Annotated in this window: 21 protein-coding genes and 2 pseudogenes; 10 read left to right on the top strand and 13 right to left on the bottom strand. The window is 60.0% G+C overall.

The window, feature by feature from the left end:
- Window positions 1-465: 465 nt before the first annotated feature.
- Window positions 466-1,131: a 4Fe-4S dicluster domain-containing protein gene (locus OKC27_RS15135; protein ID WP_005351526.1), complete on the bottom strand. Its 666-nt coding sequence runs from the start codon at window positions 1,129-1,131 to the stop codon at window positions 466-468.
- Window positions 1,132-1,684: 553 nt separating this feature from the next.
- Here OKC27_RS15135 and fliB point away from each other — a divergent pair.
- Window positions 1,685-2,857, top strand: a complete 1,173-nt coding sequence (gene fliB / locus OKC27_RS15130; protein WP_182939594.1) for a flagellin lysine-N-methylase — start codon at window positions 1,685-1,687, stop codon at window positions 2,855-2,857.
- Between the two features lie 307 nt (window positions 2,858-3,164).
- Here fliB and OKC27_RS22920 read toward each other — a convergent pair.
- Window positions 3,165-3,260 (bottom strand): annotated as a pseudogene (locus tag OKC27_RS22920) (IS5/IS1182 family transposase); the annotation flags it as partial.
- 101 nt (window positions 3,261-3,361) lie between these two features.
- Here OKC27_RS22920 and OKC27_RS15125 point away from each other — a divergent pair.
- A pseudogene (locus OKC27_RS15125) lies at window positions 3,362-3,571 on the top strand (IS982 family transposase); the annotation flags it as partial.
- A gap of 19 nt (window positions 3,572-3,590) precedes the next feature.
- Here OKC27_RS15125 and OKC27_RS15120 read toward each other — a convergent pair.
- Window positions 3,591-4,741 (bottom strand): IS3 family transposase gene (locus OKC27_RS15120; protein WP_270806429.1). Its coding sequence is split into 2 segments (ribosomal slippage): window positions 3,591-4,504 and window positions 4,504-4,741, totalling 1,152 coding nucleotides; the frame shifts between segments, so codons are not numbered across the junction.
- A gap of 104 nt (window positions 4,742-4,845) precedes the next feature.
- A complete protein-coding gene (locus OKC27_RS15115; protein ID WP_182939596.1) occupies window positions 4,846-5,751 on the bottom strand; it encodes a LysR substrate-binding domain-containing protein in 906 nt (301 codons plus the stop codon).
- Between the two features lie 102 nt (window positions 5,752-5,853).
- Here OKC27_RS15115 and OKC27_RS15110 point away from each other — a divergent pair, with 102 nt between their 5' ends.
- The 4 genes from OKC27_RS15110 (at window position 5,854) to OKC27_RS15095 (ending at window position 10,289) form a co-directional block, all read left to right on the top strand.
- A complete protein-coding gene (locus tag OKC27_RS15110) occupies window positions 5,854-6,846 on the top strand; it encodes a TDT family transporter (protein ID WP_058051570.1) in 993 nt (330 codons plus the stop codon).
- 255 nt (window positions 6,847-7,101) lie between these two features.
- A complete protein-coding gene (lpxM, locus tag OKC27_RS15105) occupies window positions 7,102-8,091 on the top strand; it encodes a lauroyl-Kdo(2)-lipid IV(A) myristoyltransferase (protein WP_075112148.1) in 990 nt (329 codons plus the stop codon).
- 151 nt (window positions 8,092-8,242) lie between these two features.
- The gene (locus tag OKC27_RS15100) at window positions 8,243-9,238 is read left to right on the top strand and encodes an LpxL/LpxP family acyltransferase (protein ID WP_075112149.1); all 996 of its coding nucleotides are present in this window, start codon (window positions 8,243-8,245) and stop codon (window positions 9,236-9,238) included.
- A 193-nt stretch (window positions 9,239-9,431) separates the two neighbouring features.
- Window positions 9,432-10,289 carry a PA4780 family RIO1-like protein kinase gene (locus tag OKC27_RS15095; protein WP_075112150.1) on the top strand — a complete coding sequence of 286 codons (858 nt, stop codon included), beginning with the start codon at window positions 9,432-9,434 and terminating at the stop codon, window positions 10,287-10,289.
- 44 nt (window positions 10,290-10,333) lie between these two features.
- Here the strand turns inward: OKC27_RS15095 and OKC27_RS15090 are convergent, their stop codons facing one another.
- The 3 genes from OKC27_RS15090 to OKC27_RS15080 all read right to left on the bottom strand — a co-directional run bounded on the left by OKC27_RS15090 (window position 10,334) and on the right by OKC27_RS15080 (window position 12,857).
- Window positions 10,334-10,864 (bottom strand): GNAT family N-acetyltransferase, encoded by a 531-nt coding sequence (locus OKC27_RS15090; protein WP_075112151.1) that lies wholly within the window; start codon window positions 10,862-10,864, stop codon window positions 10,334-10,336.
- Window positions 10,861-12,099, bottom strand: a complete 1,239-nt coding sequence (locus OKC27_RS15085; protein WP_075112152.1) for a GGDEF domain-containing protein — start codon at window positions 12,097-12,099, stop codon at window positions 10,861-10,863. The genes OKC27_RS15090 and OKC27_RS15085 overlap by 4 nt, the downstream gene beginning before the upstream one ends.
- A 263-nt stretch (window positions 12,100-12,362) precedes the next feature.
- Complete coding sequence (locus OKC27_RS15080) at window positions 12,363-12,857, bottom strand: prolyl-tRNA synthetase associated domain-containing protein (RefSeq protein WP_075112153.1); 495 nt, start codon at window positions 12,855-12,857, stop codon at window positions 12,363-12,365.
- 165 nt (window positions 12,858-13,022) lie between these two features.
- Between OKC27_RS15080 and OKC27_RS15075 the strand changes: the two genes are divergently transcribed.
- Together OKC27_RS15075 and OKC27_RS15070 are read left to right on the top strand one after the other, a co-directional pair.
- Window positions 13,023-15,449 carry a DNA polymerase II gene (locus OKC27_RS15075; protein ID WP_075112154.1) on the top strand — a complete coding sequence of 809 codons (2,427 nt, stop codon included), beginning with the start codon at window positions 13,023-13,025 and terminating at the stop codon, window positions 15,447-15,449.
- Window positions 15,450-15,523: 74 nt separating this feature from the next.
- On the top strand, window positions 15,524-15,775 hold the full coding sequence (locus tag OKC27_RS15070) for a DinI family protein (RefSeq protein WP_005333426.1): 252 nt from the start codon (window positions 15,524-15,526) through the stop codon (window positions 15,773-15,775).
- 175 nt (window positions 15,776-15,950) lie between these two features.
- Here the strand turns inward: OKC27_RS15070 and OKC27_RS15065 are convergent, their stop codons facing one another.
- The 5 genes from OKC27_RS15065 to dcuC form a co-directional block, all read right to left on the bottom strand.
- Complete coding sequence (locus tag OKC27_RS15065; protein ID WP_270806428.1) at window positions 15,951-16,814, bottom strand: DUF2927 domain-containing protein; 864 nt, start codon at window positions 16,812-16,814, stop codon at window positions 15,951-15,953.
- Between the two features lie 26 nt (window positions 16,815-16,840).
- Entirely contained in the window at window positions 16,841-17,344 is a 504-nt protein-coding gene (locus OKC27_RS15060) for a M48 family metallopeptidase (protein WP_075112155.1), read from the bottom strand.
- A 145-nt stretch (window positions 17,345-17,489) separates the two neighbouring features.
- Window positions 17,490-19,133, bottom strand: coding sequence for a hypothetical protein (locus OKC27_RS15055; protein ID WP_182939598.1), 1,644 nt, complete (start codon window positions 19,131-19,133; stop codon window positions 17,490-17,492).
- A gap of 189 nt (window positions 19,134-19,322) precedes the next feature.
- Complete coding sequence (locus tag OKC27_RS15050; RefSeq protein ID WP_182939599.1) at window positions 19,323-20,969, bottom strand: bifunctional metallophosphatase/5'-nucleotidase; 1,647 nt, start codon at window positions 20,967-20,969, stop codon at window positions 19,323-19,325.
- Between the two features lie 90 nt (window positions 20,970-21,059).
- Entirely contained in the window at window positions 21,060-22,412 is a 1,353-nt protein-coding gene (gene dcuC / locus OKC27_RS15045) for an anaerobic C4-dicarboxylate transporter DcuC (protein ID WP_058051558.1), read from the bottom strand.
- Between the two features lie 195 nt (window positions 22,413-22,607).
- Here dcuC and OKC27_RS15040 point away from each other — a divergent pair, with 195 nt between their 5' ends.
- Together OKC27_RS15040 and OKC27_RS15035 are read left to right on the top strand one after the other, a co-directional pair.
- Entirely contained in the window at window positions 22,608-23,072 is a 465-nt protein-coding gene (locus tag OKC27_RS15040) for a hypothetical protein (RefSeq protein WP_182939600.1), read from the top strand.
- A gap of 183 nt (window positions 23,073-23,255) precedes the next feature.
- Complete coding sequence (locus OKC27_RS15035) at window positions 23,256-23,852, top strand: DUF922 domain-containing protein (RefSeq protein ID WP_182939601.1); 597 nt, start codon at window positions 23,256-23,258, stop codon at window positions 23,850-23,852.
- A 131-nt stretch (window positions 23,853-23,983) separates the two neighbouring features.
- Here OKC27_RS15035 and mnmC read toward each other — a convergent pair whose 3' ends face one another.
- Window positions 23,984-26,002 (bottom strand): bifunctional tRNA (5-methylaminomethyl-2-thiouridine)(34)-methyltransferase MnmD/FAD-dependent 5-carboxymethylaminomethyl-2-thiouridine(34) oxidoreductase MnmC, encoded by a 2,019-nt coding sequence (gene mnmC / locus OKC27_RS15030; protein ID WP_182939602.1) that lies wholly within the window; start codon window positions 26,000-26,002, stop codon window positions 23,984-23,986.
- Window positions 26,003-26,092: the final 90 nt, after the last annotated feature.

Here is a 26,092-nt window from a genome sequence, read left to right as displayed (position 1 = left end):
TGCAAAGTAAACTGGATGGCTTTCTTGCCGCCAAGGATCTGATGGCGCAGGGGATCAAGATCTGATCAAGAGACAGGCCCAGTGCGTTGTCGGCCAGTACCATGCCCACCATGGCAAAGAGGAAGAGGTTCATCAGTGCGCCGATGGCCACATCCCCCTTGCCCTGATATTCGCGGATATAGGCAAAGGAGTAGAGGGCGACGGCGACGCCGACGGTGCTAATCACCAGCAGCATCAGCGCGGAGAGCATATCCAGATGAACCGAGCCCAGCAGCCAGAGCTGGCCGTCGACGGGGGCGCCTTGGGCAAAGATCTGGATGGCGACGACCAGACCCGCGAGCGAGCCCAGCAGGGCAAAGCCGCTATTGAGGCGGTTGGCCAGTGCGGGCAGCTTTTGCAGGAGCAAACCGGCGGCAGCGCCCAGCAAAAAGAGTAGGAGCGTAGCCATTACAAGGGGGGACAACATCAGCGAACTCCCTCTGTGGTGGATAAATCGGATGCAGGGAGCGCTGTGGCGGGTGCCGAAAAGGCGGAGGCCCCTTGCGGGTTGGTGTCGGCCGCTTGCTGGCGACGGATTCGGGCGGCGCGTTCGGTGTCGCCGTCATTGACCAGCTTCAGCGCCTGGGAGGGACAGGCACCGACACAGGCCGGGCCATCGGCGCGAAACTCGCACAGGTCGCACTTGACGGCGATGCTGCGCACCCCCGGCTCCCAGCTCAGCAGATCCTCGCCAAAGCAGCGCAGGCCAGCGGAGGTGGAGGGGTTGCTGGATCGGATGGAGCAGGGGATATAGGTGTCGTAACTGGTGGCCACGGCCACCGGACGGCTGCCGCCGCTCTGGATGGCGCCAAAGGGGCAGGCCACGGCGCAGAGATTGCAGCCGATGCAGAGTGACTCGTTGAGTTGCACGCAATCGCCGGTCTGGCGAATTGCCTCGACCGGGCACACCTTGATGCAGGGGGCATCGTCACAGTGACGGCACTGAACCGGCATGGTCGCCTGCTCGTGTCGCATAACGGTTAAACGGGGGGCTTGCTGCAAACCTTGCGCCTTGTGTACTTCACTGCAGGCCGCCATACAGGTGCCACAGCCAATACAAAGCTTGGGGTCAGCGATAACGAAGCGGTTCATAGCCTACCTTGTCGTGTCGCGAACGGAGAGAATAGGGGCTGGTTGGCAAAATACGGGCCAGAATGGTTTTTAGCGAAGAATTGGTTTCAATGCGTTGTATTTAAAGGGATTTAAATTTGTCACCGCACCGAGCTAAACAGGTAGAACGGTGTCGAAGTGTGACGTTCGTCACTTGTGACGAAGCTGCCAAGAGGGTTCGTCACTCCAGGAAACGTAGTATGACCAGGGATCAGCGTCCAAAATTGATCAGGACTACGGCGTAGCAACGCACTCGCTTGCCTCGGCGAACTGCATAGCGTTCTAGGGGGGATTCAGATGGCCATGTGGGATTTACCCGTCCCGGTTCCGCCGATCAGCAATTGATTGCGACTCTGTTCCGGGAAGTCGTCCACAACGAGTGGGTAGACAACCGGATTTACTTAGACAGAGCTAGGTCACAAAAACAAACGTTTGCACACTCTCCCGCATTCCTATATTTATCTTTATCAAAAGTTGCTCTCCGTTTCACAACAATACACTAGAGGGTAACCCTCGAAAATAATAAGGAAACTCCATGCCAATGTTGACTCGCTTGGTCCCTCGTTTTCGCAGCACCTTCCACTGTATCGGTCCTGCGTGCGAAGAGCATTGCTGCCAGGGATGGTCGATACAGATAGACAAGCCCACCTTTCGACTCTACTGGTTTAGCGATGATGAGCGGATCCGCGCCATGGCCCGTGGATGCCTTCAAAAAACCAAAAGCAGTGATGATGACTGGGGTCGGATGAAGCTCGATGAACAAGGAGTATGCCCTTTTCTCGACAGCGACAAGTTGTGCACCATTCACCGCCGCCTTGGTGAACAGGCCCTAAGCAACACCTGCAGTACTTACCCACGGAGCACAGTCTCCTTTCTAAATCAGCAAAAAGATAGTCTCACCCTCTCTTGCCCCGAAGCCTGCCGTCAATTGCTCCTCGATCCTGATGCCATGTTGATTGAATCCCAAGAGCAAGCTGCCGCCTCCCTCTTCTTGGCTGTGCCGGATGCTGCTTTACGGCTCAACCAACTCAGTTATCAGATTGCACTGACACAGGAGCTTTCCCTAGAGATGCGGCTGTGGATGATAGGGATGTTGATCCACCACGACGAGGGCAACTCTTCTTACGAGCAGTTTCTCGATGAGCTGGTTGCTCTGCTGGAGAAAGGGCAACTGCAGGCAATGTATGACACCATTCCCTCGCTGCCTAACGTGCAATGGTGGGCACTGAGAACCCTGACCAATTTACTGCTGCAATCCAACGATACCAACCACAGGGGAAGGGCCATGATTGAAGAGTGCCTGGACACCCTCTACAAGCTACTCGATGGTGAATATGACCAAGAGAAGATGGCTTTCTTCCCGCGCCTTTGGCGCGAACAGGTCGCCCCCTTTCTGGCCGCACGTCCCCACTTGTTGGATAACTATTTGCTCTACCAGATCTACAACTTCAACTTTCCCTATCGCAACGAGCACTCGATGGAGTCGGCCTATCGCCTGCTGGTCGCAGATCTGTTTTTGCTACGCAGCTACTTTTGTCTGCTGGCGCATCAAGGAGAGTTAACCGAAGAGAATGTGATCAAGCTTGTCTATAGCTATCACGCTCGCCGCCAACATAATCTCAGTTTCGAACAGGAGCTGGCCACCGGATTGCTCGAGACTGGGTTTAGCTCAGATATCACACTCTATGCGCTGCTGAATCTTTCCTAAGCATTGTGCATGTGGGTGTAGATACCACCTGTTTTAAATCGTTAATTCGATTGGCGAAGCGTAATCGGATGCACGAGAACGGGAACATATCGGCAGCATGCCTCGTGTAGGGGGGCAATGAACGAAGTGAATTGCACCGTTTGCAGCCATATGCTCGCCGTGATTTTCTCCCTTCTCCCCTTTGCGGGAGAAGGGTTGGGGATGCGGTGGCGGGTAATTGGGGTTAACGGCAAAAAAGAGGGATGACAATGGGCGTTGTTTCCCAAATCAACCATCAAGCCACAACTGCCCCAGCCCCAGGTGACAGCTACACTCGGGGCTTTCTGACAGGCAGACCAAGGGCATTCAGTTTGTTCATCGCACACACGTAGGCCATGATCTCTCCCACTTGACCGTTGTAGTTAACCTGAACTCGGGATAAAAAACGGCGTAAAAAATGAACTCAATGCCCGTTCCAAGATCTGATCCTGCAGTGACAAAGACACTGACCACAAAGGAACGGGCATGGACAAGTTATTGGAACTCTTCTGTGATGTTGATGATTTTTGTGCCGTATTTATGCCTCAATGGCACCAGCAATTGTTGGTTAGCGGTCAGCGTCAACGCCAGCGTACCGGGCGCATGAGCGCGAGTGAGATAATGTGCATCATCATTGCTTTCCACATGTCACACCACCGGGATTTCAAAAACTTCTACAACGGTTTGCTCCGGCGCTTGAATCGCCCCTGGTTTTCTAGACACTTTGTTGCTGAAAAATAAACTGCCTTTCAAACTCTACCGGCGACAGCCCATCATTGGAACCATGACGCCTGATTGGGTTGTAAAACATCTCGATATAATCAAACACGTCGCTGCGGGCTTCGTCTCTTGTCGCGTAAATCCTGCGCTTGATCCGCTCCCGTTTGAGCAACTGGAAGAAGCTCTCGGCGACAGCATTGTCGTGACAGTTGCCACGTCGGCTCATGCTGCAACTCAGATTGTGGGCCTTCAGAACGTCCTGCCATTCACCACCGGTAAATTGGCTGCCCTGATCCGAGTGCACCAGTACCGGCTGCTTGGGCTTGCGCCGCCAGACGGCCATCAATAACGCATCAACCGCCAAGTCTGCCGTCATGCGTGACTTCATCGCCCAGCCGACGATCTGGCGAGAGAACAGGTCGAGCACCACCGCCAGGTACAGCCACCCTTCTTGAGTGCGGATGTAGGTAATGTCAGTCACCCAGGAGAGGTTGGGGGCTGGCACCTTAAACTGACGTGCCAGCGTGTTTGGGACAGCCTGCGGGCTCTTGCCTCCATAATGCCCCTTGCGGCGTTGATAGCCTGTTTGCGAACGCAGCCCTTCCCGCTTCATTAATTTGGCCACACGGTGCTTGCCGCAGGCTTCCCCTGCGTCACGAAGGTCGCGATGGATCTTGCGATAACCGTAGACAGCACCACTTTCCAGCCAGGATTGCTTGACCAATCCTATCAGTCGTTCGTCCTCCTGCTGGCGTGGCGACGCGGGCTGTTTCAGCCACGCGTAGAAGCCACTTCGGTGAACCCCCAGGGTCTGGCACAGGGTAACGACACTGTACCGGCCGAGTCGGGAGGTTATGAACGCGTACCTTTCCTTGACTCGCTGGCAAAGTACGCGGCGGCCTCCTTTAGGATATTGCGCTCCTCGGTGACCTGGCGCAGTTCGGCTTTCAGGCGGCGTATCTCGGCTTGCAAGGCAGACTCTTCGAGCTGCTGGTCAGCAGGCTTGCCGTACTGCTTGAGCCAGGCATACAGACTGTGGCTGGATACCCCAAGGGCTCGTGCAACGTCAGCCACCGGCCGTCCGCGCTCGGTGATTTGTTTAACGGCTTCGATTTTGAATGTTTCTGGATAACGCTGACGGGTCATAACACCTCCAATAGTTGCCTCATTTTAAGGCTGTGAGGTGTCTAGGGAACTGGGGGCGATTCACATCAGAAAAGACCATAACTCAGCGGCGCTCTGAGTGGGCGTTACTCCGGGCTGATCACCTCGGCATCGTTCACCTGAGCCCGGCAGAAGTGGAGAAAGTGGCGCAGGGAGGCGGAGTGGTACTTCTGCTTGTGCCAGATGAGGGAGAGCTGGCGCGGGAAGCGGCGGGTGAGGGGAAGGGCGATCAGGCGGCCATCTTTTAGACGATCAGAGACAGCAAGACGTGAGATAAAGGAGATCCCCAGCCCCTTTTCCACCGCCAGCATTACCGCCTCCAGGGTGTTGAGCTCAAGCCCTGCCTGCCAGTGGGGCAGCTCGGGCTGGATCTGCTGGATAAACTGCTCGCGGCTGCCCGATTGCGCTTCACGCAGCACCCAGGTCTCGCCGCCCAGTCGGGAGAGAGAGAGCTCCGCCTTGTCGGCAAGCGGGTGGCCGGGGGGGGCCACCACCAGCATCTCGTCCTGCAGCCAGGGTTCGGCGAGCAGGTCGGGGTGGTGGTTCTCCCCCTCGATCAGCGCCATATCCAGCTCGAAGTTGGCCAGCGCATGGCAGAGCAGGTGAGTGTTGTTGATGGTCACCTTGGGGGGCAGCCCCAGCTCCTGTTTGCTGCTGGCGAGCAGGGTCGGCAGCAGGTAGTTGCCGATGGTCTGGCTGGCGCCCAAGCGAAGCTGGCCGCTTGGCTCGGCATCGGGGCTGAACAGGTTCTCGATATCCTGCATCCGGGTCAGCAGCTCTTCGGCGGCCGGTTGCAGCAGGCGCCCCTCGTTGTTGAGCTGCAATCTGGGGTGAATGCGATCAAACAGCGGGGTGGAGAGCTGGCGCTCCAGTTCCTGCAGCGACTGGGATACTGCCCCCTTGCTCAGGCAGAGCTCGTTGGCGGCAAGGCCAAGGTTTCCGTAGCGGGCAATGGTGGCGAACACTTTCAGCTGCTGCAGGGTCAGTTTCATGCTGTTTGGTTTTCCTGAACGATTGATTTAATTCATTTAGATATCGTAAACGATAAGGGGCCATTATCCTATCGCCATAGTCATCAATAGAAAGGTGTCATCATGATCGCAAGAACCCGTAAATCACTGGCTGCCGCCCCAACCCCCATGGCGGGTCTGGCGCTCGGCATCGCCAGCCTTGGTTGGTGTTGGGAGAATGCCGGTCACTTCGATGGCCGGATGCAGCTGCTGGGCGCCGCCGTTGCCGCCGTGTTGCTGGTGATCCTGACCTTCAAGTTTCTGCTTCACCCCCGTTTGTTGCTGCAAGATCTGGCTCACCCCGTGGTGGGCAGCGTGGTACCGACCTATGCCATGGGTACCATGGTGGTCTCCAAAGCGCTGGGGATGATTGCGCCGCAAGCGGGCGAGGCCCTCTGGCTGTTTGCCGTGGCGGTTCACCTGCTGTTCCTGGCCACCTTTATCTGGCATCGCGCCAAAGAGTTTGAAATCCACCACATGGTGCCGAGCTGGTTCGTGCCGCCGGTGGGGATCATCGTGGCGGATGTGGCCTTCCCGGGCGGTCAGTTTGCCCCGCTGGCCAACGGTCTGCTCTGGTTCGGGATCATCTGCTACGGCCTGATGCTGCCGCTGATGCTCTATCGCCTGATCTTCAGCCATGAAGTGCCGGATGCAGCCAAACCGACCATCGCGATCCTGGCGGCCCCTGCCAGCCTCTCTCTTGCAGGTTACCTGACCGTCAGCCAGGATCCTTCCTTGCTGCTGGTGGCTGTGCTGCTGGGGATCGCCATCCTGATGACCGGCATCATCTATCTGGCCTTCATCAAGCTGTTGCGTCTGCCCTTCTCGCCGGGTTATGCCGCCTTCACCTTCCCGCTGGTGATCGGTGCCACCGCCCTGTTCAAAGTGGCCCATCTGGTTGAAGGGTTTGCGCAAGCGGCCCACTATGTGGAGCAGATCAGACTGCTGGCCCACTTCGAGCTGGGGGTGGCTACCGTGATCGTCGGCTATGTGGCACTGCGTTACCTGATGTTCTTTCTGCCGCAGCGTGATACCGCAATGAACAACGGCATGGCTCGCCAGGGGGCTCACCGCTAACGCTTGACGAGGTGACATCGGAACATGGTCAAGCAGTGTGCTCAGAGAGCGACGGGATAAGCGACCAGTCATACGATGGATGGACAAAGAACCACCACTCTGGTTGTGTAATAAGCAAGATGCCCCGCAGTGCGGGGCATTTTTTTGTGGTTTTTTGACCTCGCGCTCGTGTCGGGTTGCTGGCCATGAAATTAACTGGTATTACCTGTCAGGATGACTACAATGCACCACAACTTTTTTGCTTGACCCCGAATCATGTCTCCCCAAGATCCCGTATTTAACTCCTCCTTTGAAACCCGTTTTCTGCATCCCCGTTACTGGTTCAGCTGGCTGGCCCTCGGCCTGCTGATGCTGCTGGCTTTTGTGCCGGTGCGATTGCGCGATCGTTTGGCCGATGCTTTGGCGCCGCTGGTGTTGCGTGTGTCCAAAAAGCAGCTCTATATCGCCAGAACCAATCTGGAGATCTGCTTCCCGGACAAGAGCCCGGAAGAGCGCGATGCCATTGCGCTGACCTCGATCCGGGTCGGCCTCAAGAGTCTGCTGGGATTTGGCGAGTTCACCATGCGCAGCCAGCGTTATCTGATGAGCCGGATGCAGGTAAGTGGCTGGGAACATATCGAGGCGGAGCGGGCAGCCGGTCGGCCGGTGATCCTGGTGGTGCCCCACACCTGGCCGGTGGATGCCGCCGGTTACTGCTTCACCCAGCGCGGGGTGCCCATGTGCACCATGATGAAACGGGCGCGCAATCCGGTGTTTGATTGGCACCTCAACCGGGCACGGGCCAAGAACGGTTGCCGCGTCTATGAGCGCAGCGCCGGGATTAAGGCGGTGATCAGAACTATCAAGAGCGGTCGCAGCTTCTTCTACCTGCCGGATCAGGATCACGGCCGCGAGAAGAGCATCTTCGCCCCCTTCTTTGGCCACCCCAAGGCGACCCTGCCTGCCTTGCCCCGTCTGGTGCAGGTCAGTGGCGTCAAGGCGGTGCCGTTGCTCGCTTGTTACGATGAAGCGAACCACTGCTACCGACTGGAGATTGACGCACCGTTCGACAACTATCCCACCGAGGATGTGATGGCCGACACCTGCCGGATGAACGACATGGTGCAGCAGCAGCTGACCCGTCATCCCGGCCAGTACATGTGGTTCCTCAAGATTTTTGATACCCGTGAAGATCAGGAGGGACCGGATGGCCTTTATGAGGAGGGCATCCAGCGGATCCGCAAGGGATTGTCGCCCCACGGCTGATCCTGAATTTGTATGCATTGAAATGGCCCCATGTGGGCCATTTTTTTGTGATAACTAGTCTGATCAGTGCCTTGCAGGCTGGTGGCCAGCCTCTTGAGGGTAGAAAAAAATGTCAGGATAACTACAATAACTGTTTGTTTTTGATGACTTGATGGCCGCCATGTCCCCGTTAGATCCGGTATTTGATACCTCATTTCATACTCGCCTGCTCCATCCCAAATGGTGGGGGAGCTGGTGCGCACTGGGGCTGCTCTCCCTGCTGGCATTTACCCCGGCGAGGCTGCGGGACCGTTTTGCCGATCTGGTCTCACCGACCCTGCTGCGATTCTCGAAAAAGCAGGCCTATATTGCCGATACCAACCTCAAGATCTGCTTTCCCGAACTGGATGCCGCCGGGCGCCAGGCGCTGCTGCTCAAATCGATCCGGGTCGGACTCAAGACCTTTATGGGCTTTGGCGAGCTCAGCTGGCGCAGCAAGGCGCGGTTGACCCGCCGTATCAAGGTCACCGGCTGGGAGCATGTGCAGGTGGAGCAAGACGCGGGTCGACCACTGATCCTGGTGGTGCCGCACACCTGGGCGGTCGATATGATCGGTCGCTACTTCTCCATGATGGGCATCAACATGTGTACCATGATGAAAAGCCCGAAAGATCAGGTATTTGACTGGTACATCAACCGCGAGCGGGCCAAGGCGGGCAAGGTGTATGAGCGCAGTGTCGGCATCAAGCCGGCGGTCAAGACGATCCGCGCCGGTGCCAGCTTCTTCTATCTGCCGGATCAGGATCATGGCCGCGAGGCGAGTGTGTTTGTTCCCTTTTTCGGCCACCCCAAGGCGACCCTGCCGGCGCTGCCCAAGCTGGTGAAGCTGACCGGGGCCAGAGCGGTGCCTATCTTCGCCAGCTATGACGAGGATGAGGGGCGCTATCTGCTGGAGATCGAGCCGCCGTTTGACCCTTATCCCACCGCCGATCTGCTGGCGGATGTCAATGCCATGAACCGGGTGGTGGAGATGCAGGTGGCCCGCCATCCCGAGCAGTACATGTGGTTTCTCAAGATCTTCGAAACCCTGGAGCATCCGGTGGGGGATGACGGCCTCTATGAAGCGGGGATCCGGCGCATTCGTCAGGGCTTGCCGCCAGAGCCTTGAAAGTTGGCCCGCTTGCGGGCCATTTTTGTTGCTTCAGCGGCGGGTTAAGGTAAGCGGCCGTGCCGTTTTTTCAGGCGCTCATCTGGACAAAAACAGCGCAAACAGGGGATAAAAGGGTGTCTTATGAAAGGGAGAGGCAGGTGAGCGTGCGCGGAGCTATCTTCGAGAGCGGAAATAGGGTAAAAGGGCGGCCATGAAAATTCCAAATCGAATCCAACCTCTGGTTGATGACGGCCTGGTCGATGAGGTCGTCAGCCGGTTGATGAGCGGCAAAGAGGCCGACGTCTATGTAGTGCGCTGCGGCGACGAGATCCGCTGCGCCAAAGTCTATAAAGAGGCCTCCAAGCGCAGCTTCAAGCAGGCCGTGGTCTATCAGGAGGGGCGCAAGGTGCGTAACAGCCGCAGCGCCCGCGCCATGGAGAAGGGCTCCAAGTACGGCCGCAAGCAGCATGAAGAGGTGTGGCAGAACACCGAGGTCGATGCCCTGTTCAAGCTGGCTGCTGCCGGTGTGCGGGTGCCGCAGCCCTATGTCTGCCTCGACGGCGTCCTGCTGATGGAACTTATCACCGACGAGGATGGCAATGTCGCGCCGCGCCTCAACGATGTGGCACTCACTCCCGAGCAGGCGGTCATCGATCACCACAAGGTGATCCGCTATGTGGTGCGCATGCTCTGTGCTGGCCTTATTCACGGCGATCTCTCGGAGTTCAACGTGCTGGTGGATAGTCAGGGCCCCGTCATCATCGACCTGCCCCAGGTGGTGGATGCCGCCGCCAACAACCAGGCCAAGGCGATGCTGGAGCGGGACGTCAACAACATGCGCAACTACTACGGCATGTATGCGCCCGAGCTGCTCAAGACCCGTTATGCCCAGGAGATGTGGGCGCTGTTTGAAGATGGCAAGCTCACCCCCGAGAGCGAGCTGACCGGCCACTTTGAAGAGAGCCGTGCCGCCATCGATCTCGATTCCGTGCTGCACGAGATCGAGAGCGCCGAGGAGGCCTATGCCCGCCAGGCCCGGATGAAGGCCGAGCAGGAAGACAGTTACTAACGGCTTGCCACTCTCGCCACAAGAGCGCCTTCGGGGCGCTCTTTTTATTGCTGCATCGACTGCGGCCGGGGGGCTAGCTGGTACATCTCCAGCCAGCGGCGATCCCCCGGATGGAAGCGCCGCCCCAGCAACACGCCACCGGCGGCCGTAATGACCTTGCGGGAGGCCAGATTATCTTCGCCGCAGCTGATCAGCACCGGTACCGCCAGCACCTGCTGTTGTACCCAGCGCAGCAGCACGGTTGCGGCCCCTTCACCACGGCGAGAGGGGCGGGTCTCGTAACCGATATGACCCAGCCACTGGCGGGTTGCCTCATTGTCGCCGTGACGCAGGCGCAGGGTGGCGATGATCTCCCCGCCATCGAGGGCAAAATAGGTGGTGGCAGGCAGATATCCGTCGGGCAGGTTGCGCCCTTCGGCGTGGTCCAGCAGGCTCTGTAGCCAGCCGTCCGGATCAAATTGCGCCACCTGATAGAGCGGCAGTCCCGCTTCGGCACATTCGGTGACATAGCGGCGGTAGGCCGGCGCATCTGCCAGCCTGGCCGGGCGGCACTGCAGAGCGGGAACCGATCTCATGACAGGAGCACGCTGGGCTGCAGCGGTTGCGGTTCGCTGTGGTGGTGCTCCAGCACGCAGGCCCGTTGCCTTCCAGCCTGCTTGGCGGCATAGAGTGCCCGATCCGCCCGCAGGTAGGCCGCTGCAAACCCCTCGCCAGGATGCAGCGAGGTGAGGCCGATGCTGAGGCTGATAGGCCCTCCCGCCAGCGCTCCGGTTGCCTCGGCGATCTGCTGCTGCAGGGCGTGGCAGTAGGTGGGCAGGGTCTGCGGGTCTGCCATCCGCAGCAGGGCCAGCTCATCGCCACCGAGCCGACCGGCCATCCCCTCGGCGGGCAGGGTATTGGCGATTACATGGCCCACGGCCCGCAACATGGCATCACCGGCGGGGTGGCCGTGGCGGTCGTTGATCTGCTTGAAGTTGTCCAGATCGATCAGCAGCAGCTGGCCGGGGTTCGCCATCTCGCGGGCGCGCAGGGTCACCTGGCGTTCAAAATAGTGGCGGCTGAACAGGCCGGTCAGCTCATCCTGATTGGCACGCCGCTCCAGCTTGCGTTGGGTAGCCAGCATGGCCTGCTGCTGGCGGGTGTGAACCAGACTCAGCAAGAGATAACTGCGGGCGATGGTAAAGAGCAGGCTGAGCAGGATCACCGGCCCGAGCAGCGGATCGGTGAAGGAGTTGGCCGCCAGCTCCGGCTGCCAGAGGTGTTTGGCGATCCGCAGCAGTTGCAACAGCAGTTGCAGGGCGAGCAGCAGGATGGCAAAGCGCAGGACCCGATAGACAGGGGCCAGCCGCTGGTAGCGCCAGAGCTGCCAGATAAGCAGCGCAATCTGCAGCGAGAGTACGCCGGAGAGCACGATGATCCGGCTGTGTACATCAGTGAGGGGCTGCTGCAAGGTCGTCAGGGCAAACATGGCGAAACCGCCGACGGTGACGGCGGGCAGCAGCCAGCCGAACGGGTCGGCTTCACGCCGAAAGAAGTGGCGCATCCCCCGTTCATAGAGCAGAGGGGTCGCCATCAGCAGCAGGTTGGTCAGCAGAATATTGGCGAGCGAGGCTTCGCCCTCAAGGGGGCGCAGCAGCAGACAGCTGAAGGCACCGGCGATGGCCAGCTCGCTCCCCGCCCAGTAGAGCAGCGCCCTGATCTGGCGATGGCTGTACCACATGGCGGCGAAAATGGTAGCGACCCCCATATGTGACAGCGTGACGAACAGCACCAGACTCAACAACTGGGCCGAGGAAAACAGACTTGGCATCGAGGGCTCTCTGGAACGGTCACCTGTGAACGAACGGGCGATGGGGTATCGCCTGCTGGCAGTGGCCGATCACAACATGAATTCAACCTATTATCAATTGGTTAAATGGCCTGATGTGCTTGCTCCCGACTTCATGCACGATAGCGACTGCTGACTCGATTTATCGGGTGGTATGGCGCCATTTTATTGTCTTGTCAGTCAATTGTGCTGCGAGAAATATGGCCGTGTTGGCGACAATGTTGCCCCCACCGCCAGCCCTCGTGTTAATCGCAGATTGCAGCTGGCAAGCGCATCACGGTGGCCTTCCGGCCCAGATGGGTCAGCAGACGGCGCACGTCGTCGAGGCGGATGATCAGGGTAGCGGTGTTGACCAGCGGATGGCACTGCACCTGTTCGGCTTGCCAGATGGCTTCGTCCACCACCAGCTCTACGGCCTGTTCGCTATCGCGCACCATGGCGAGCAGGGTCACCGAGCCCGGGGTGAGACCGAGCACCGCATCGAGCCGCTCGGGGGAGCCAAAGCTCAGCCGCTTGACCCCGAGCATGACTGCCAGCGCCTTGAGATCGACCCGGCGCTCCTCCGGACTCACCACCAGAAACAGCCGCTCGCTTTTCGGATCGCGCAAAAAGAGGTTTTTGGTCTTGGCGGCGGGCAGGTCGGGCAGCAGCCTGCTCGCCTCCTCACAGGTAAACACGGGGGGATGATCAAAACGCTGGTAGCGGATGGCCAGCTGATCCAGCAGGGAATAGATTGCCACAGAGACTCCTTTCGTCGGCGAAGAGTGGTCAGAACCGGATGGGCGGGAATAACGACCGGATCGAGCTTACCAGTTTGACTCCCGCCTCGCAGCCTGCGTGACGATTGCGAGCTGGCACTGTATGAACGTACAATAGTCCCATTCTCGGACAGCCCCTTTACCTTCATGACTGCAACCCAGCCCACCGTACCCGCCACCCCGCCGCTCGACGGTTTTATCCTGACCCGCCACGGTCGGGACGTGCGCGGCCGCAACGGGCACGCAGCTAGCACCGAAATCGTGATGTGGCTCTGGAGCGCGCAGGGGCCGGTGCGGGTGGTGGTGCCGGGACAGGAGCCGGTTTTTTTCCTGCCGCAGAGCCACATGGCGGAAGCCGCCGAGCTGTTCAAAGGCGCCGGGGTGAGGGGGCGGTTTCGCCGCCTGCCGATGCACACCTTCGACGGTCGCCCCGTGGTGGGTTGCTATTTCGCCACCCTGAGCGCCTTTCACCGCGCCATCGAGCTGTTGCTCATTCGCGGGCTGGAGCACTTCGAGGCGGATATCCGGCTGCCGGAGCGCTTCCTGATGGAACGTTTCATCACCGCTGGCGTGCGCTTCGATGGCCGGGCGGTGAAGAAGGGCGGCAAGCAGGGATACTGGGAGGTGAACGAGGCACGCTGCGCACCGCAGGCGGTAACGCCAACCCTCTCCTGGGTGTCCCTCGACGTGGAGTGCGCCATGGACGGGGCCCTCTTCTCGGTCGGTCTTTACAGCGAACAGGATGCGCGGGTCATCATGATCGGCACCCCGGAATCGGATGCCGAGAGCTGGGGCACTCAGGTCCAGTGGGTAGAGGACGAGAGCGCCCTGCTGAGTGCGCTGGAGAGCTGGTTCAGCCTGCATGACCCCGATCTGGTCATCGGCTGGAACGTGGTTAATTTTGATTTTCGCCTGCTGCTACGCCGCGCCGAGCTTAACAAGCGGCGTCTGCGGCTCGGACGGGGGCGCGAGCTCTGCTTCTGGCGCTCATCCCGCAATGATCCCCAGACCGGCAACGTCATCATCCCCGGGCGCATGGTGCTCGATGGCATCGACACCCTCAAAAGCGCCACCTGGCAGTTTGCCAGCTACAGCCTAGATGCGGTGGCGAGCGAACTGCTCGGCCGCGGCAAGGATATCGAGGATGTGGCCAATCGGGGGGAGAAGATCACCGAGCTGTTCCACTCCGACAAGGAGGCGCTCGCCCGCTACAACCTGGAAGATTGCAAGCTGGTGTGGGAGATCTTCGACTACTGCCACCTCATCCCCTTTGCCATCGAGCGTGCTTCCCTCACCGGCCTTGAGCTGGACAGGGTGGGGGGCTCGGTGGCGGCTTTTACCAACCTCTATCTGCCGCGGCTCCATCGTGGCGGCTACGTGGCGCCCAATCTGCCTGCCGACGGCGGGCTGGCGAGTCCCGGCGGCTATGTGATGGACTCCAAGCCCGGTCTCTATCGCCATGTGCTGGTGCTCGATTTCAAGAGCCTCTATCCCAGCATCATCCGCACTTTTTGCATCGATCCCATGGGGCTCATCGAGGGGCTGCAGCATCCCGAGCTCGCCATTCCGGGCTTTCGCGGCGCCATGTTCTCCCGAACCCGCCACTTCTTGCCGGATCTCATCGCCACCCTCTGGGCGGCGAGGGACAGAGCCAAGGCTGCCAGCAACAAGGCGCTCTCCCAGGCCATCAAGATCATCATGAACTCTTTCTACGGCGTGTTGGGGTCGGGGGGCTGCCGTTTCTATGATCCGCGCCTAGCCTCATCAATCACCCTGCGTGGCCACAGCATCATGCAGCAGACCCGCGAGTGGATTGAGGCGAAGGGGTTCGAGGTGATCTATGGCGACACCGATTCCACCTTTGTCCATCTGGGGCGCGAGACCAGCCCCGATGAGGCGGACGAGATCGGCCAGCGACTGGCGCAAATGATTAACGATAACTGGGCTGCACTGATCAGGCGCGAATTCGATCTGCCGAGTTATCTCGAGATCCAGTACGAGACCCACTACCGCCGTTTTCTGATGCCCACCATTCGCGGGCTGGAGAAGGGGAGCAAGAAGCGCTATGCGGGGCTGGTTGGCAAGGCCAGCGAGGGGAGTGAACAGCTGGTGTTCAAGGGGCTCGAATCGGTGCGTACCGACTGGACCATGCTGGCCAAGCAGTTCCAGACCCGCCTCTATGAGCTGGTGTTTCACGACCAAGATCCCAGCGGTTATGTGCGCACCATGGTGGATGAGACCCGGGCCGGTCGCCACGACGATCTGCTGATCTACCGCAAACGGCTGCGCCAGAAGCTTGAAGAGTATCAGAAGAATGTGCCGCCCCATGTGCGGGCGGCGCGGCTGGCCGATGAGGAGAACTTGCGCCGCGGGCTGCCCCAGCGCTATCAGCATCGGGGCACCATCGCCTATCTGATGACCCTCAATGGCCCCGAGCCGCTGGAGTACCGGCGCAGCGCCATTGATTACGAGCACTATATCGACAAGCAGTTGCGGCCCATTGCCGACGCCATCCTGCCCTTTATAGGCGAGTCGTTCGACCGGATCTGCGGTCAGCAGCTGGATCTTTTCTGATTGGTGCAAGTTGGCACTTTACTTCCCATGAATACTGGATAAAAATACAGTTATAAATCATGGAGAAGTTTCCTATGCGTCTTGAAATCATCATCGACAGAAAACATCAGATCCCGACCTCGACCATGGAGGCGCTGCGTCAGGAGCTGCTCAAGCAGCTTGGCGAAAAATTCCCCGACATCCATGTGCGGGTCGCGCCGGGCAGTGCCATGGCTCTGACTGTCAGCCGTGCCAGCAAGGAAGACAAAGAGCTGGCCGAAGCCATGGTGCAGGAGGTGTGGGAGAACGCCGAGAGCTGGATGCCGGAAGAGAACGTCGCCTCCTGATCCCGCACTGTCAGTGGATAACTCGGGCGTTGGATACATGGGCGGCGGATAAACGGGCATGCCCGCTAACGCACCGTTGATCCCCGGACAACAAAAAACGCAGCCAGGTGGCTGCGTTTTTTGTTGGTGGCCAGTGGCGAGCGGTGGTTTCTGGCTCTGGATTGAGCCAGGTCCGTTATAGCCCCGCCCAGCTTTTCAAGCTCTGCTGCTGCACCCGGCGGTTGGCCTCGCTGATCTCCCCTTTGGCGCGCAGCTCCTTGATTGCGAGCGGCAGGGCGGCGCGGATCTCGTCACTGCTCATCCCGGCTGTGAGGGCCGGGTGATAGGCGAGCTTGAGCAGTACATAGTCCAGCCCGGTCAGGAAACTGTCGATGCTGTTGTCATTGAAGATGGAGGGAAACACCTTGTCCGAGTCGTTGGGCAGCCCCATCACCTGGGTGAACTCCTCCACCACGCAGTCAAGAAAACGCCCTTTGGCCCGGCTGTAGTCCACCGGAATGATGATGGTGGCACGGCTGATCTCGTGTTTCGCATTGGTTGCGAAGTTGGCCAGGCAGAGCCCCTCCTTGAGTGCCATCCCGACCGACGGATCGCCCCCCATGGTGCGGTTGGCCCAGCTCTTCATCTTGCTGTAGTCGGTCATGATCAGAGTGAGGTTGGGCTTTGCGGCCACCATGCTGATGGAGTGGCCGGTGATGCGAGCCAGATGGGCCGCCTGTACCTTCACCACGTCGGCCTGCAGCGGCTTGTCACCCGATTCGTTGATAAGTTGCAGCCGGATCGGCTGCTGCCAGCGGGCAAAACGGGTCTGCCTGGCTTCGCCATACTCCCGCTCCATGGCGATGGCCATAAAGCTCTCGGTGAGATAGCTGTCGCTCTGCCAGCGCGCATCGGCACGGGCGCTCTGGCCCGCGAGCAGAAGCAGCAGGGCCAGCAGCCCACGTGACGCGCGGCGGGGATAGTCAGCGCGGCCCAAGCTGGTCATTACCAAAGTGGCAATAAAGCGGGTGGCACAAAAGGAGATGGCGGTAAATGGCATGTTTCCTCCCTGAAACGGTTGTCAGCCTAGCGGCTGGCCTTGTCGATATCGCGCCAGGTGAGCCAGAGCCTGAGATCAAACTCCAGTTGATGATAGTCCGGCTCCATATGCTGGCAGAGCTGGTAGAAGCTCTTGTTGTGATCCTTCTCTTTGATATGGGCCAGCTCGTGCACCACGATCATTTTCAGGAACGGGGGCGGCGCCTCCTTGAACAGGGCGGCGATGCGGATCTCGTTCTTGGCCTTGAGCTTGCTGCCCTGTACCCGGCTGACGTAGGTGTGCAGGCCGAGGGCATCCTTGATCACGTTGATCTTGCCATCGAACACCACCTTTGACAGGGGCGCCGAGCTCTTGAGGTAGCGGTTCTTCAGCTCCATGGTGTAGGCAAGCAGCGCCTTGTCGCTCTGGATCGGGTGGCTTTCCGGATAGCGTTTGGCCAGCATCTCTCCCAGCTTGCCTGCCGCAATCAGCTGCTGTACCTGTGCCTTGAGAGGGTCGGGATAGCCGCCCAGATAAGTCAGTTCCGCCATGGTGTCACTCGTCACATCAAAAAGAGCGTCATTGTAGTTATCTCGGGCGGGCTTGCCTACTGCGGACCGCGGCTGCCAGGCGCTCTGGCGCAATAAAAAGGGCGGCCATTGCAACAATGGCCGCCCTGCGGGGCGTGATGGGTGATCAGCGTCGGCGATAGAGACCCGGATCCACCTCTTCGTAGTGGCTGGTCAGGTATTGATAGAAGGCGAGATGGGAAGGCGAGCTGGGTTTTTTCAGCTCCCCGCTCACCCGATCCGGCTTGGCGATGATGAACTTCGGGCTCTGGCGCTGGATATCGGCCAGCACCCGCTCGCGCACGTCATAGGGCGGATTGACGTTGGCAAAGAAGAGATAGGCGGAAGCCGGCTGGCGATCGGTCCAGAGATAATATTGCGGCTGGATGCCATCGACCCAGATCTTGTCGCTCGGGACTGTCTCGGCCTTGATGCGATCGACCCGCACCTGGGCGGCAGGATTGAAGGGGCGGCCCTTGAGGGTCCCTTCCCAGGCGTTGTTGAGCATCAGCAGCAGCATGGCCAGTGTGGCCAGCCAAGGGGTGGCACGGCGCACATCCCAGGCACGCCAGAGGGGGATGAGGATCAGCACCGGCAGTGCCCACAGCAGGCTGGTGCCGAGCACCTCGTTGACTCGTTCGAGGGACCACTCCTTGGTACTCCAGCCGAAGACCAGCTGCTGGGCCAGCAGCCAGCTGGCGGTGAGCACCACCAGCGAGATGCAGAGCAGGCCGATGGCATCGGCCTGCTGTTCGCTGCGATCCAGCAATACCGCCAGCGGCAGTACCGCCAGTTGCAGATAGAGCACGTCGTAGTGATCGAATACATGGCCAGAGACCGAGTTGGCGATCAGGGTAAACAGCACGCCAAACAGGGTCGCCAGCAGGGCGGGCAGATACCACTCCTGACGGCGGCTCAGCATCAGAATGATGAAGGCGGGCAGCAGCATGACCAGGCCGGTGCGCAGCAGGCCGACGGCGCCGACCATGGGGGAGAAGCCGTTGCCGTAGCTCCCCTCGAAGAAGATGTCGAAGGCGTAGTATTTGAAGGCTGCCAACAGATCATGCTGCTGGAAGTAGGCGTAAAGCGGGCCGCCAATCAGCGCCAGACCGAGCAGGCTGGAGATCAGCAGCAGGATGGCATCGCGCCACTTCTCGTGCAGGCACCAGTGGCAGAACAGCACCAGATACCAGGCGCCCCAGAAGGCGCCGTTGTTGGTGCGCATCCAGGCGACGATGGCGAAGGTGAGGGCGGCCACCAGCGCGGGCCACCAGCGAAATCCCTTGTCCAGCAGCAGGGTGATAAAGGCCCACTGGGCGATGAGGGCGAGGTGGAAGGTCCAGTCTTCGGTCATGTTGCCGTAGTAGTAACGGGTACCGTAGAGGGCCAACACCGCCAGCATGGCACCGAGACGCGCCTTGAACGAGAGACCAAGCTGGGCAAAGGCCTGCCAGCTGGCCAGCAGTCCGAGCCAGCAGAGCACCCACTCCAGCGCCCAGATCCCGACAAATCCCCCCAGCCCATAGCCCAGCGCATCGAGGGCGAAGATCATCGGCCCCTTGATGTCGATCATGTCGCGATAGAGCACACCCCCTTCGCTCCACATCTTGCCCATCACAGCGAACAGCGAGGCATCAAAGCCCGGCGCCATGGCGTGAACAAGCGGGTTGCGCAGACAGAAGAGCAACGCCAGCAGGGCGGTCAGCAGCACGATGGCTGGCTTGATGCCCGGGTTGACGCGAGGAGGGGTGAAACGGATGGAGTGATTCATGAAGTCGCCTGTTCCTGCAGCTGGTCTTGAAAGCGGGCCTATCTTGCCGAGCTAGTGAGTACGATGCAATGGGGCGGGCCCGTGTGGGACAAATATTCTCGAAAAAGCCCGGTTCCTGGAGGGAACCGGGCGCTGGCTGCGGCAATATTGGCCGTCAGGGGGATGTGGCAAAGCCATTTCCCCTCTGCATCATCTGATGTACTCAACCAGAGGCGGCTGCGCTGCCAGCGCTGGCAGGTGGCGAGCCCAGCGGATAAAGGCGTCGGCCAGGGTGATGCCGAGCTCCTGATTGTGTTGGGTCAGGGTACGAGTCAGCGCGGTGTAGCCCTCTTTGCCGGAGGCGGTATAAGCACTCGATACCCCGCGATAGATCTGCTCGTTTTCCACTGCTTGCCACTGGCCGGGGGCGGCTTCCCACTCCAGTCGGGTGATGCGCTGGCCCTTGGGCAGATTGGCCTGATAGGTGAATCGTATTCCCGCGGTGTAGGGGAAGCTGCCGTTGCCATTGCCGACCACACCGTTGTTGGTGGCGTTGTCGATGGCATTTTCCAGCGCTTCCGCCAACTCGTGACCGTGCACCCGATAGAGGGTGAGGGGAATGGCAAACGGCAGCAGGCGACCGGCGATATCCGCTTCGCTCAAGGGGCCAGGCTCCAGCGAGCAGCGCACGCCACCGGCGTTGTGCAGGGCAAAGTCCACTTCACCCACCTGTTCACGGGCGGCCGTCAGCATGGCACGGGCCACCAGCGGGGCGAGCTGGCTGCCGTGGGGCAGGGTGGTATCCGGCAGCCGTTGATGGGGCAGTGGCGCCGCCAGCCGGGTGACGATGCGCTGGCTCATGGTTTCAATCTCCGGCCGGTAGCGTTTGGCCAGTTGTTGTTCAAGCTGTGGATCCGGCTCGCAGAAGGTGAGCCCGGCGGGTGGGGTGGAGGCGAATGGCCAGGGCTGCCAGGGGAGCCACTCCAGCTGTCCCTCACTTTGCAAGACACGACCCGCCTTATCGAAGGTGAGCTCGCACACGCCGAGGCAGAGGGCGCTGTGGCCAGCGTGCAGAATGGCGACCCCGTTGTTCATCAGCGGATAGCTGCCTTCACTTGGCAGACCCAGCGGCGCGAGATCGCCGAGCAGGCTGTGGGTGTGGCCGCCGATGATCAGGCTGAGCTCGGGGAAGCGCTCGGCCAGCAGCTTGTCCTGATCCAGCCCGAGGTGGCTTAGCAGGATGATATGGTGGATCCCTTCACCCTTGATCTCCCGCAGCACCTTGGTGAGGGTGTCAGCCACTGCGTGGAAACGGGTGTGGGGATCCGGGTTGGCGATGGCGGCCATCTGGGCGAGAGTGATCCCCAGCAGCGCAAAGGGAACCCCGTCGATCACCCGGCGATGCCAGGGCTGATGGGCGTCGTAGAGGTGGGGGATATCCCACAACCCGAGGGTTGTGTCGGCAGGCTCCTGGCTGTTGTCCAGATTGGCGGCCAGCACCGGAAAATCGAGCTGGCGCAAAAACTCCACCAGCGGGCCGTTGCCCAGATCGAACTCGTGGTTGCCGAGCACCATGGCATCGGGGGCCAGCATGGCGAGCAGGTCGGCGTTGGCGCGCCCTTTGAAGCGGTTGAAATAGAGCGAGCCCTGAAAGGAGTCGCCACCGTGCAGAAACAGAAAACGCTGGCCGGCTGCTGCGGCTTTGGCACGCAGTTGGGTCAATCGGGTCAGGATCCGGGCATAACCGCCGCACTGGGTGCGCCACTGGCCTTCACCGACAGGGGAGAAGCTCATGGGCGCGCCATCGAAGTGGGAGTGGCAATCACTGAAATGGGCAAGTTGAACCGTAATACTCATCTCGGTCCTCCTTAGGGGAAAATGAGCACCGAGTCTACTGCAAAGGGGGGGGAGGATACCAGCCCGGCAGGGTGCCGGGCTGGTCAGCGATCAGGCGGGCACCATGATCTGGGTGGCGATGATCACCACCAGCAGGCCGACGCCCACCGGCAGGGAGGTACGCTTGACTACCTCGAACGGCGAGAGTTTGCCCATCCCCGCACAGGCGACCACCACACCGGAGACCGGCGAAATGGTACGACCCAGGTTGGAGGCTTGCAGCATCGGGATCACCAGATAGGCCGGGTTGATGCCCAGGCTGCTGGCCAGGTTGGGGATCAGCTCCACGAAGGCGTAGAAGGGGGCGTTGCCCGAGCCAGTGGTGAAGGCGGCCAGGGTGGTGATCACCACCAGTGACAGCATCATGATCATGCCGCCCGAGCCGAGATCCTGGGCGTGGGTCAGCAGGGTGTCGATAAAGCCGATGGTCATCAGACCCTGAGCAAAGACACCGGCACCGACCAGCAGCATGACCACACCGGCAAAGGCGTCAGCCATATTGCGCCAGCAGACCTGCAGACCGTCCAGCAGCTCCTTGCCATTGCGGATACGCACGAGTTCCAGCAGGCTGGCCAGCACCATGCACATGACGATGATGGTGACGATATCCAGCTGCGGGCCCCATTTGCCGTCAAATATCAGCACCCCGATGATGGGGGTGAACGGCAGGATGGCGTAAAAGGCAGGCGCCGTCGTCACCAGATCGCCCGGTGCAACCGGCTCGTTGTGCTCGCCGGATTTCTGGTCAAGGTAGCGCTGCCAGAAGAAGTGGGTCACCGCCATACAGGCGATCGCCACCAGCGAGATGGGCAGGGTCAGCTTGAAGGCAAAATCCAGCAGCGGCATGTTGGCGGCCTGGGCGGCCATCACCACGTCACCGGAGGTCGGTGCCAGAATGATGGCGGCAGGCGAGGCGCACACGGCGGCTGCCGCACCACGGGAGATCCCCATGTTGACCATCAGCGGGAACAGGGTCGCCATCAACAGCACGCCGAGGCCAGTGGCGGAGCTCACCGCCAGCGACATGGCACAGGCAACCAGATAGGCGGCCACCAGCAGGATGTAGGGGGACTTGATGATGCCGAGCGGTTTGCTGGCCAGCTTGACCAGAATGGTATTGGCGCCGATATGGCTCATGTAGCCGGCGAAGCCACACAGCACCATGATCAGCATCCCCAGTCCACCGCCACGATCGTTGAGCAGGAAGCGGATGTATTCGAAGATATCGGTCGCAATGTAACCGGTGCTGACGACTTTGCTCGGCAGTACCGGCTTGCCCATCATGGCGGTGACGACCAGCAGCAGCAAGCCGCCGCTCAGCAGCACCCCGGTCGCGGAGTATCCTTTGAAAATGGCACGGCCCACCACCAGGGTGACCAGGGTGCCAATAATGAGTTCCAGCATATGTTGCCTTCTGATTGGATGAGAGTGGAGGGAGTCTATTCCGATAGGGGTAGACTGGCGACCGGAAACCGGATGTTGTGTGAGCTAAATCAACGTTTAACCCCGTGAACAGAATTAAAGAAAGGTAAAGGCACTTTACCCAGCGGGTTTGGCTACCTACCCTTGCCAGCTTTGGGTATCTTTTGAGGCTTTTATATGGTGATGGGTGATTTTATAGGCGTTAAACGCTGTCTTTTCCTGCTTTCGCTGCTATTTTCACCTACTTGCGTGTTTGCGGTGACCAATGACGGTTTTCATCAAACCGGCCCCCATCAGGCGGTCGCCATGCGGCGTCTCATGGCACCCCACTCTTACGGCGTACTGGTGGTCGCCGAGGGGAACAGACCCCGTTTTGCCGCGCTGGCATCCAAAACCACCGAAGCAAACTGCCTGGCTCGTCACGCCATCCGGGTGGATGGGGTCGCGCTGCTGGCCACCCCGCGATTTTATGGCAAAGAGGGAAAACGGGGTCTTTGCGAGCTGTGGCTCAACGAGGGGGCAGATCAGAACTTTTTTGCCAACCGTCTTAAAAATGATCATTTTATTCAGATAGATGGTCATGACATCAATGTGAAAAATTACCACCTCGACTGGCAGCGGATCAGCCGCCATGCTCAATAAAAATACAGTTTTGGCCTTGTGCCATACTCTGCTCACGCAACCTGTGAGCGTGCTCTGATTTCTGGGCCCATCATTGTATTGCGCCGCTTCGTCGTCACACATAGGCTATACCCGTCATCTGTGTGGCGGTGGGGTTCACCAAGGTTGGTACTCCGCCCGTGCAATCAAGGAAGGTAGTCTGGCATGGTCAGCAAGGTTTATGGAGTAGTGGGGGTCGGGTTGTTGCTGTTGCCCCTGATGAGTCAGGCTCAGCCGAGCCGGCCGCAAGTGGTGCCAGAGTCCCGCATCAATGTCCGTTTTTATGAGGTCCATGCAACCAGCCCGGACCAGCTTGCCCGTGCGATTGCCCAGAGTGCCCCCAAGGTAAATGGCAAGCCTGTGCTCGGCAAGGCGAGTTATCAGATGGAGTGGCAGCTGGATACCGAGCAGTTGCCGGGACGCTGCCAGCTCAACCGGGTAACGGTCACGACCAACGCCACCGTGTTGCTGCCCCGCTGGCGTGAGAGCGCGAGCAGTAACGATCCTGCCCGTCAGCGCTGGGGACGGCTGCTCTCCAGCATGTTTGACTACGAGTCCCGCTTCAAGGAGATGGTGCTGCAAGGGGCCAATCAGGTGGGCGGGGCGATTGCGGCGCTACCCGACCATGCAGATTGTCAGGCGCTGCGCTATGCCGCGTGGGCGGCGGGCAGCGGCGAGCTGAGCAAGGTCAAGGGGCGACTCGATGATTTTCAGCGTCAGACCGGCTACGGCGAACAGCTCGGGGTGCATTGGCCCAAGTGAGCGCTATTCTATATAGGGCATAGGGCCCGATATCCTGCCAACCCTCCTCAATATCGCACGATTTGATAAATAGAATGGCCGCCCGATGGGCGGCCATTCTATTTGTTTGCAGATTGCTTGCAGAGTCCGGTTCAGGCCAGTGCTTTGCCCTTGAGCAGCTTGCGTACCCAGTAACGGGCAGGGTGGAGCGCCTCCAGCAGATCGGCGGCCAGCGGCAGGGGATCGCCGCAGATCTCGCTGGCGAGCAGCTCACCACAGAGCGGCGCCGAGCAGAGACCCCGTGAGCCGAGCGCCCCCAGCACATAGAGGCCGGGGTGAAGAGGCAGCGGTTGGGCATTATGCTGATCACGCTGCAGATTGGCATAGTGATCCGCCAGCCCCTGCAATCTGACGATTGGCCCCACTACCGGCAGGTGATCCCGACTGGCGCAGCGCACTCCGACGCGGGCCTCATTGCCGCTCACATCCACTTCGGCGGGCCAGGCTTGCTCCGGCAAACAGGCTTGCAACCGCGCCTGATTCTGGGTTTGCTCCTCGGCACGAAACTCGAGACTGCTCTGGTTGCGGCCATAACTGGCGCCGATGCAGTGCTGCTCGTTGTGCATCGGGGTGAGGTAGCCATCGTAACAGAGCACGGTCTTGAGCTGACGCAAGCTGGCCGTGGTCGGCACATGGCTCACCTGACCGCGCACCGGATAGAGCGGCAGTTCGGCAAAGGGGAGCAGAGCGGGCAACTGGTGACCGGCGGCGACCACCAGATTGGGGGTCTGCCAGTGGCGGCCATCCTGGCTCTCTATGTGCCAGCCATCGGTCTGCTCGGCAATGGCGACCACTTTGGTGTGGTACTCCACCTGCAGCAGGCCGCTGGCTTGCGCCTCTTTCAGCGCTGCGCGAGTGAGATCGGCCGGACAGAGCCAGCCCCCCAGCGGGTAGCTGGCCCCTTCATGCCCACTGGGCAGGCCAGATATCGCTTCTGCCTCTGCGGCGGAAAGGGGTTGCATCAGCTCGGGCGGGAAGGGGCCCTGACTCATCTTGGTCAGCTTGGCGCGGGATTTGTCGTCATAGCCCAGCTGTACCACACCGCATAATTCGAAAGCGATGGGATGGTGCTCGGCCAGTGCCAGCAGCCGTTGGCGGGCATAGCCAAAGGCGAGCGAATAGAAGCGCGACAGCGCATCGTGCTCGCCGTTAAGCAGTGGATAGAGCGCGCCCTGGCGGTTACCTGAGGCGCCGGTGGCCGATTCGCCATCTTCGCACAGCAGGGTTACCTTGCGACCCCGTTCCACCAGGGAGAGTGCGGTCATGGCCGAGGCGACGCCACCGCCGATGATCACAATCTCGCCATTCCGGCCTACCGGACGCGCATAATGGTTGGCGATCGTCTGCGCGGGAGCCTTGTCACAGCGCTCACCGATCAACATGGCCCACTTGGTGCCGTGGCCCTTGGTCTTTTTCATCGCAAAACCGGATGCGATCAGCCCACGGCGCACAAATCCGGCGCAGGTAAAGGTAGAGATGGTCGCGTTCGCGCGCGCGAGACGGGCCAGCCCATCAAACAGCGCTTGCGTCCACATCTCGGGGTTCTTGGCCGGGGCAAAACCATCCAGATACCAGGCATCGACCAGGCCCTCTGCCCGGTGCGGTACCAGCGGCAGCATATCCTTGATGTCGCCAAACCAGAGGTCGAGGCGAATGCGGCCGCCCGCAAAGAGCAGGCGATGACAGCCGGATACCGGCAGCGGCCACTGGGCGATGAGATCCTGGCTCAAGTGGCCAAGCTCGGGCCAGGCGGCCAGCGCCTTGCGCAGATCGCCTTGAGTCAGGGGATATTTCTCGAAACTGATGAAGTGCAGACGGGAGCCGTTGCCGGATTGGGGCGCCTGTTCCAGGAACGCTTGCATTGTCGCCAGAAAGTTAAGACCTGTGCCGAAACCTGTTTCACCTATCACGAAACTGTCACTATCGTGGTGCGAAAATCGCGCAGGTAGCCGGTTTTGCTGCAAAAAGACGTAGCGGGTTTCACTTAGACCGTTATTATTGGAAAAGTACACATCCCCGAAGTCACTGGAGACAGGAGTTCCCGCTTCATTCCAATCCAATCGGGCATGATGTAAGGATGTTTGACTCACGTTTTCCTCGGCTCGCGTCACAAAATCGCGGGCATTCTACGTGAAAGCAGACCAGTTTGGCAGCCGAAAGCGGGTAGACTTGGCGCCAGTTTTTCCAGACGAGATGAATTA

The organism is Aeromonas sp. QDB62, from assembly GCF_027705695.1.
Classification (GTDB): Bacteria; Pseudomonadota; Gammaproteobacteria; order Enterobacterales; family Aeromonadaceae; genus Aeromonas; species Aeromonas allosaccharophila.
The sequence above is the reverse complement of the archived record's forward strand: the minus strand, read 5'-3'. Positions and strand labels throughout refer to the sequence as shown.

Excerpts from the sequence above, each read along its gene's own strand:
- OKC27_RS15075 (WP_075112154.1), top strand. The coding sequence starts at position 13,023 with ATGACTGCAACCCAGCCCACCGTACCCGCCACCCCGCCGCTCGACGGT.
- OKC27_RS15070 (WP_005333426.1), top strand. The coding sequence starts at position 15,524 with ATGCGTCTTGAAATCATCATCGACAGAAAACATCAGATCCCGACCTCG.
- lpxM (WP_075112148.1), top strand. The coding sequence starts at position 7,102 with ATGTCTCCCCAAGATCCCGTATTTAACTCCTCCTTTGAAACCCGTTTT.
- OKC27_RS15110 (WP_058051570.1), top strand. The coding sequence starts at position 5,854 with ATGATCGCAAGAACCCGTAAATCACTGGCTGCCGCCCCAACCCCCATG.
- fliB (WP_182939594.1), top strand. The coding sequence starts at position 1,685 with ATGCCAATGTTGACTCGCTTGGTCCCTCGTTTTCGCAGCACCTTCCAC.
- OKC27_RS15095 (WP_075112150.1), top strand. The coding sequence starts at position 9,432 with ATGAAAATTCCAAATCGAATCCAACCTCTGGTTGATGACGGCCTGGTC.
- OKC27_RS15115 (WP_182939596.1), bottom strand. The coding sequence starts at position 5,751 with ATGAAACTGACCCTGCAGCAGCTGAAAGTGTTCGCCACCATTGCCCGC.
- OKC27_RS15090 (WP_075112151.1), bottom strand. The coding sequence starts at position 10,864 with ATGAGATCGGTTCCCGCTCTGCAGTGCCGCCCGGCCAGGCTGGCAGAT.
- OKC27_RS15040 (WP_182939600.1), top strand. The coding sequence starts at position 22,608 with ATGGTGATGGGTGATTTTATAGGCGTTAAACGCTGTCTTTTCCTGCTT.
- OKC27_RS15065 (WP_270806428.1), bottom strand. The coding sequence starts at position 16,814 with ATGCCATTTACCGCCATCTCCTTTTGTGCCACCCGCTTTATTGCCACT.
- OKC27_RS15055 (WP_182939598.1), bottom strand. The coding sequence starts at position 19,133 with ATGAATCACTCCATCCGTTTCACCCCTCCTCGCGTCAACCCGGGCATC.
- OKC27_RS15060 (WP_075112155.1), bottom strand. The coding sequence starts at position 17,344 with ATGGCGGAACTGACTTATCTGGGCGGCTATCCCGACCCTCTCAAGGCA.
- OKC27_RS15135 (WP_005351526.1), bottom strand. The coding sequence starts at position 1,131 with ATGAACCGCTTCGTTATCGCTGACCCCAAGCTTTGTATTGGCTGTGGC.
- OKC27_RS15085 (WP_075112152.1), bottom strand. The coding sequence starts at position 12,099 with ATGCCAAGTCTGTTTTCCTCGGCCCAGTTGTTGAGTCTGGTGCTGTTC.
- OKC27_RS15100 (WP_075112149.1), top strand. The coding sequence starts at position 8,243 with ATGGCCGCCATGTCCCCGTTAGATCCGGTATTTGATACCTCATTTCAT.
- OKC27_RS15035 (WP_182939601.1), top strand. The coding sequence starts at position 23,256 with ATGGTCAGCAAGGTTTATGGAGTAGTGGGGGTCGGGTTGTTGCTGTTG.
- dcuC (WP_058051558.1), bottom strand. The coding sequence starts at position 22,412 with ATGCTGGAACTCATTATTGGCACCCTGGTCACCCTGGTGGTGGGCCGT.
- OKC27_RS15050 (WP_182939599.1), bottom strand. The coding sequence starts at position 20,969 with ATGAGTATTACGGTTCAACTTGCCCATTTCAGTGATTGCCACTCCCAC.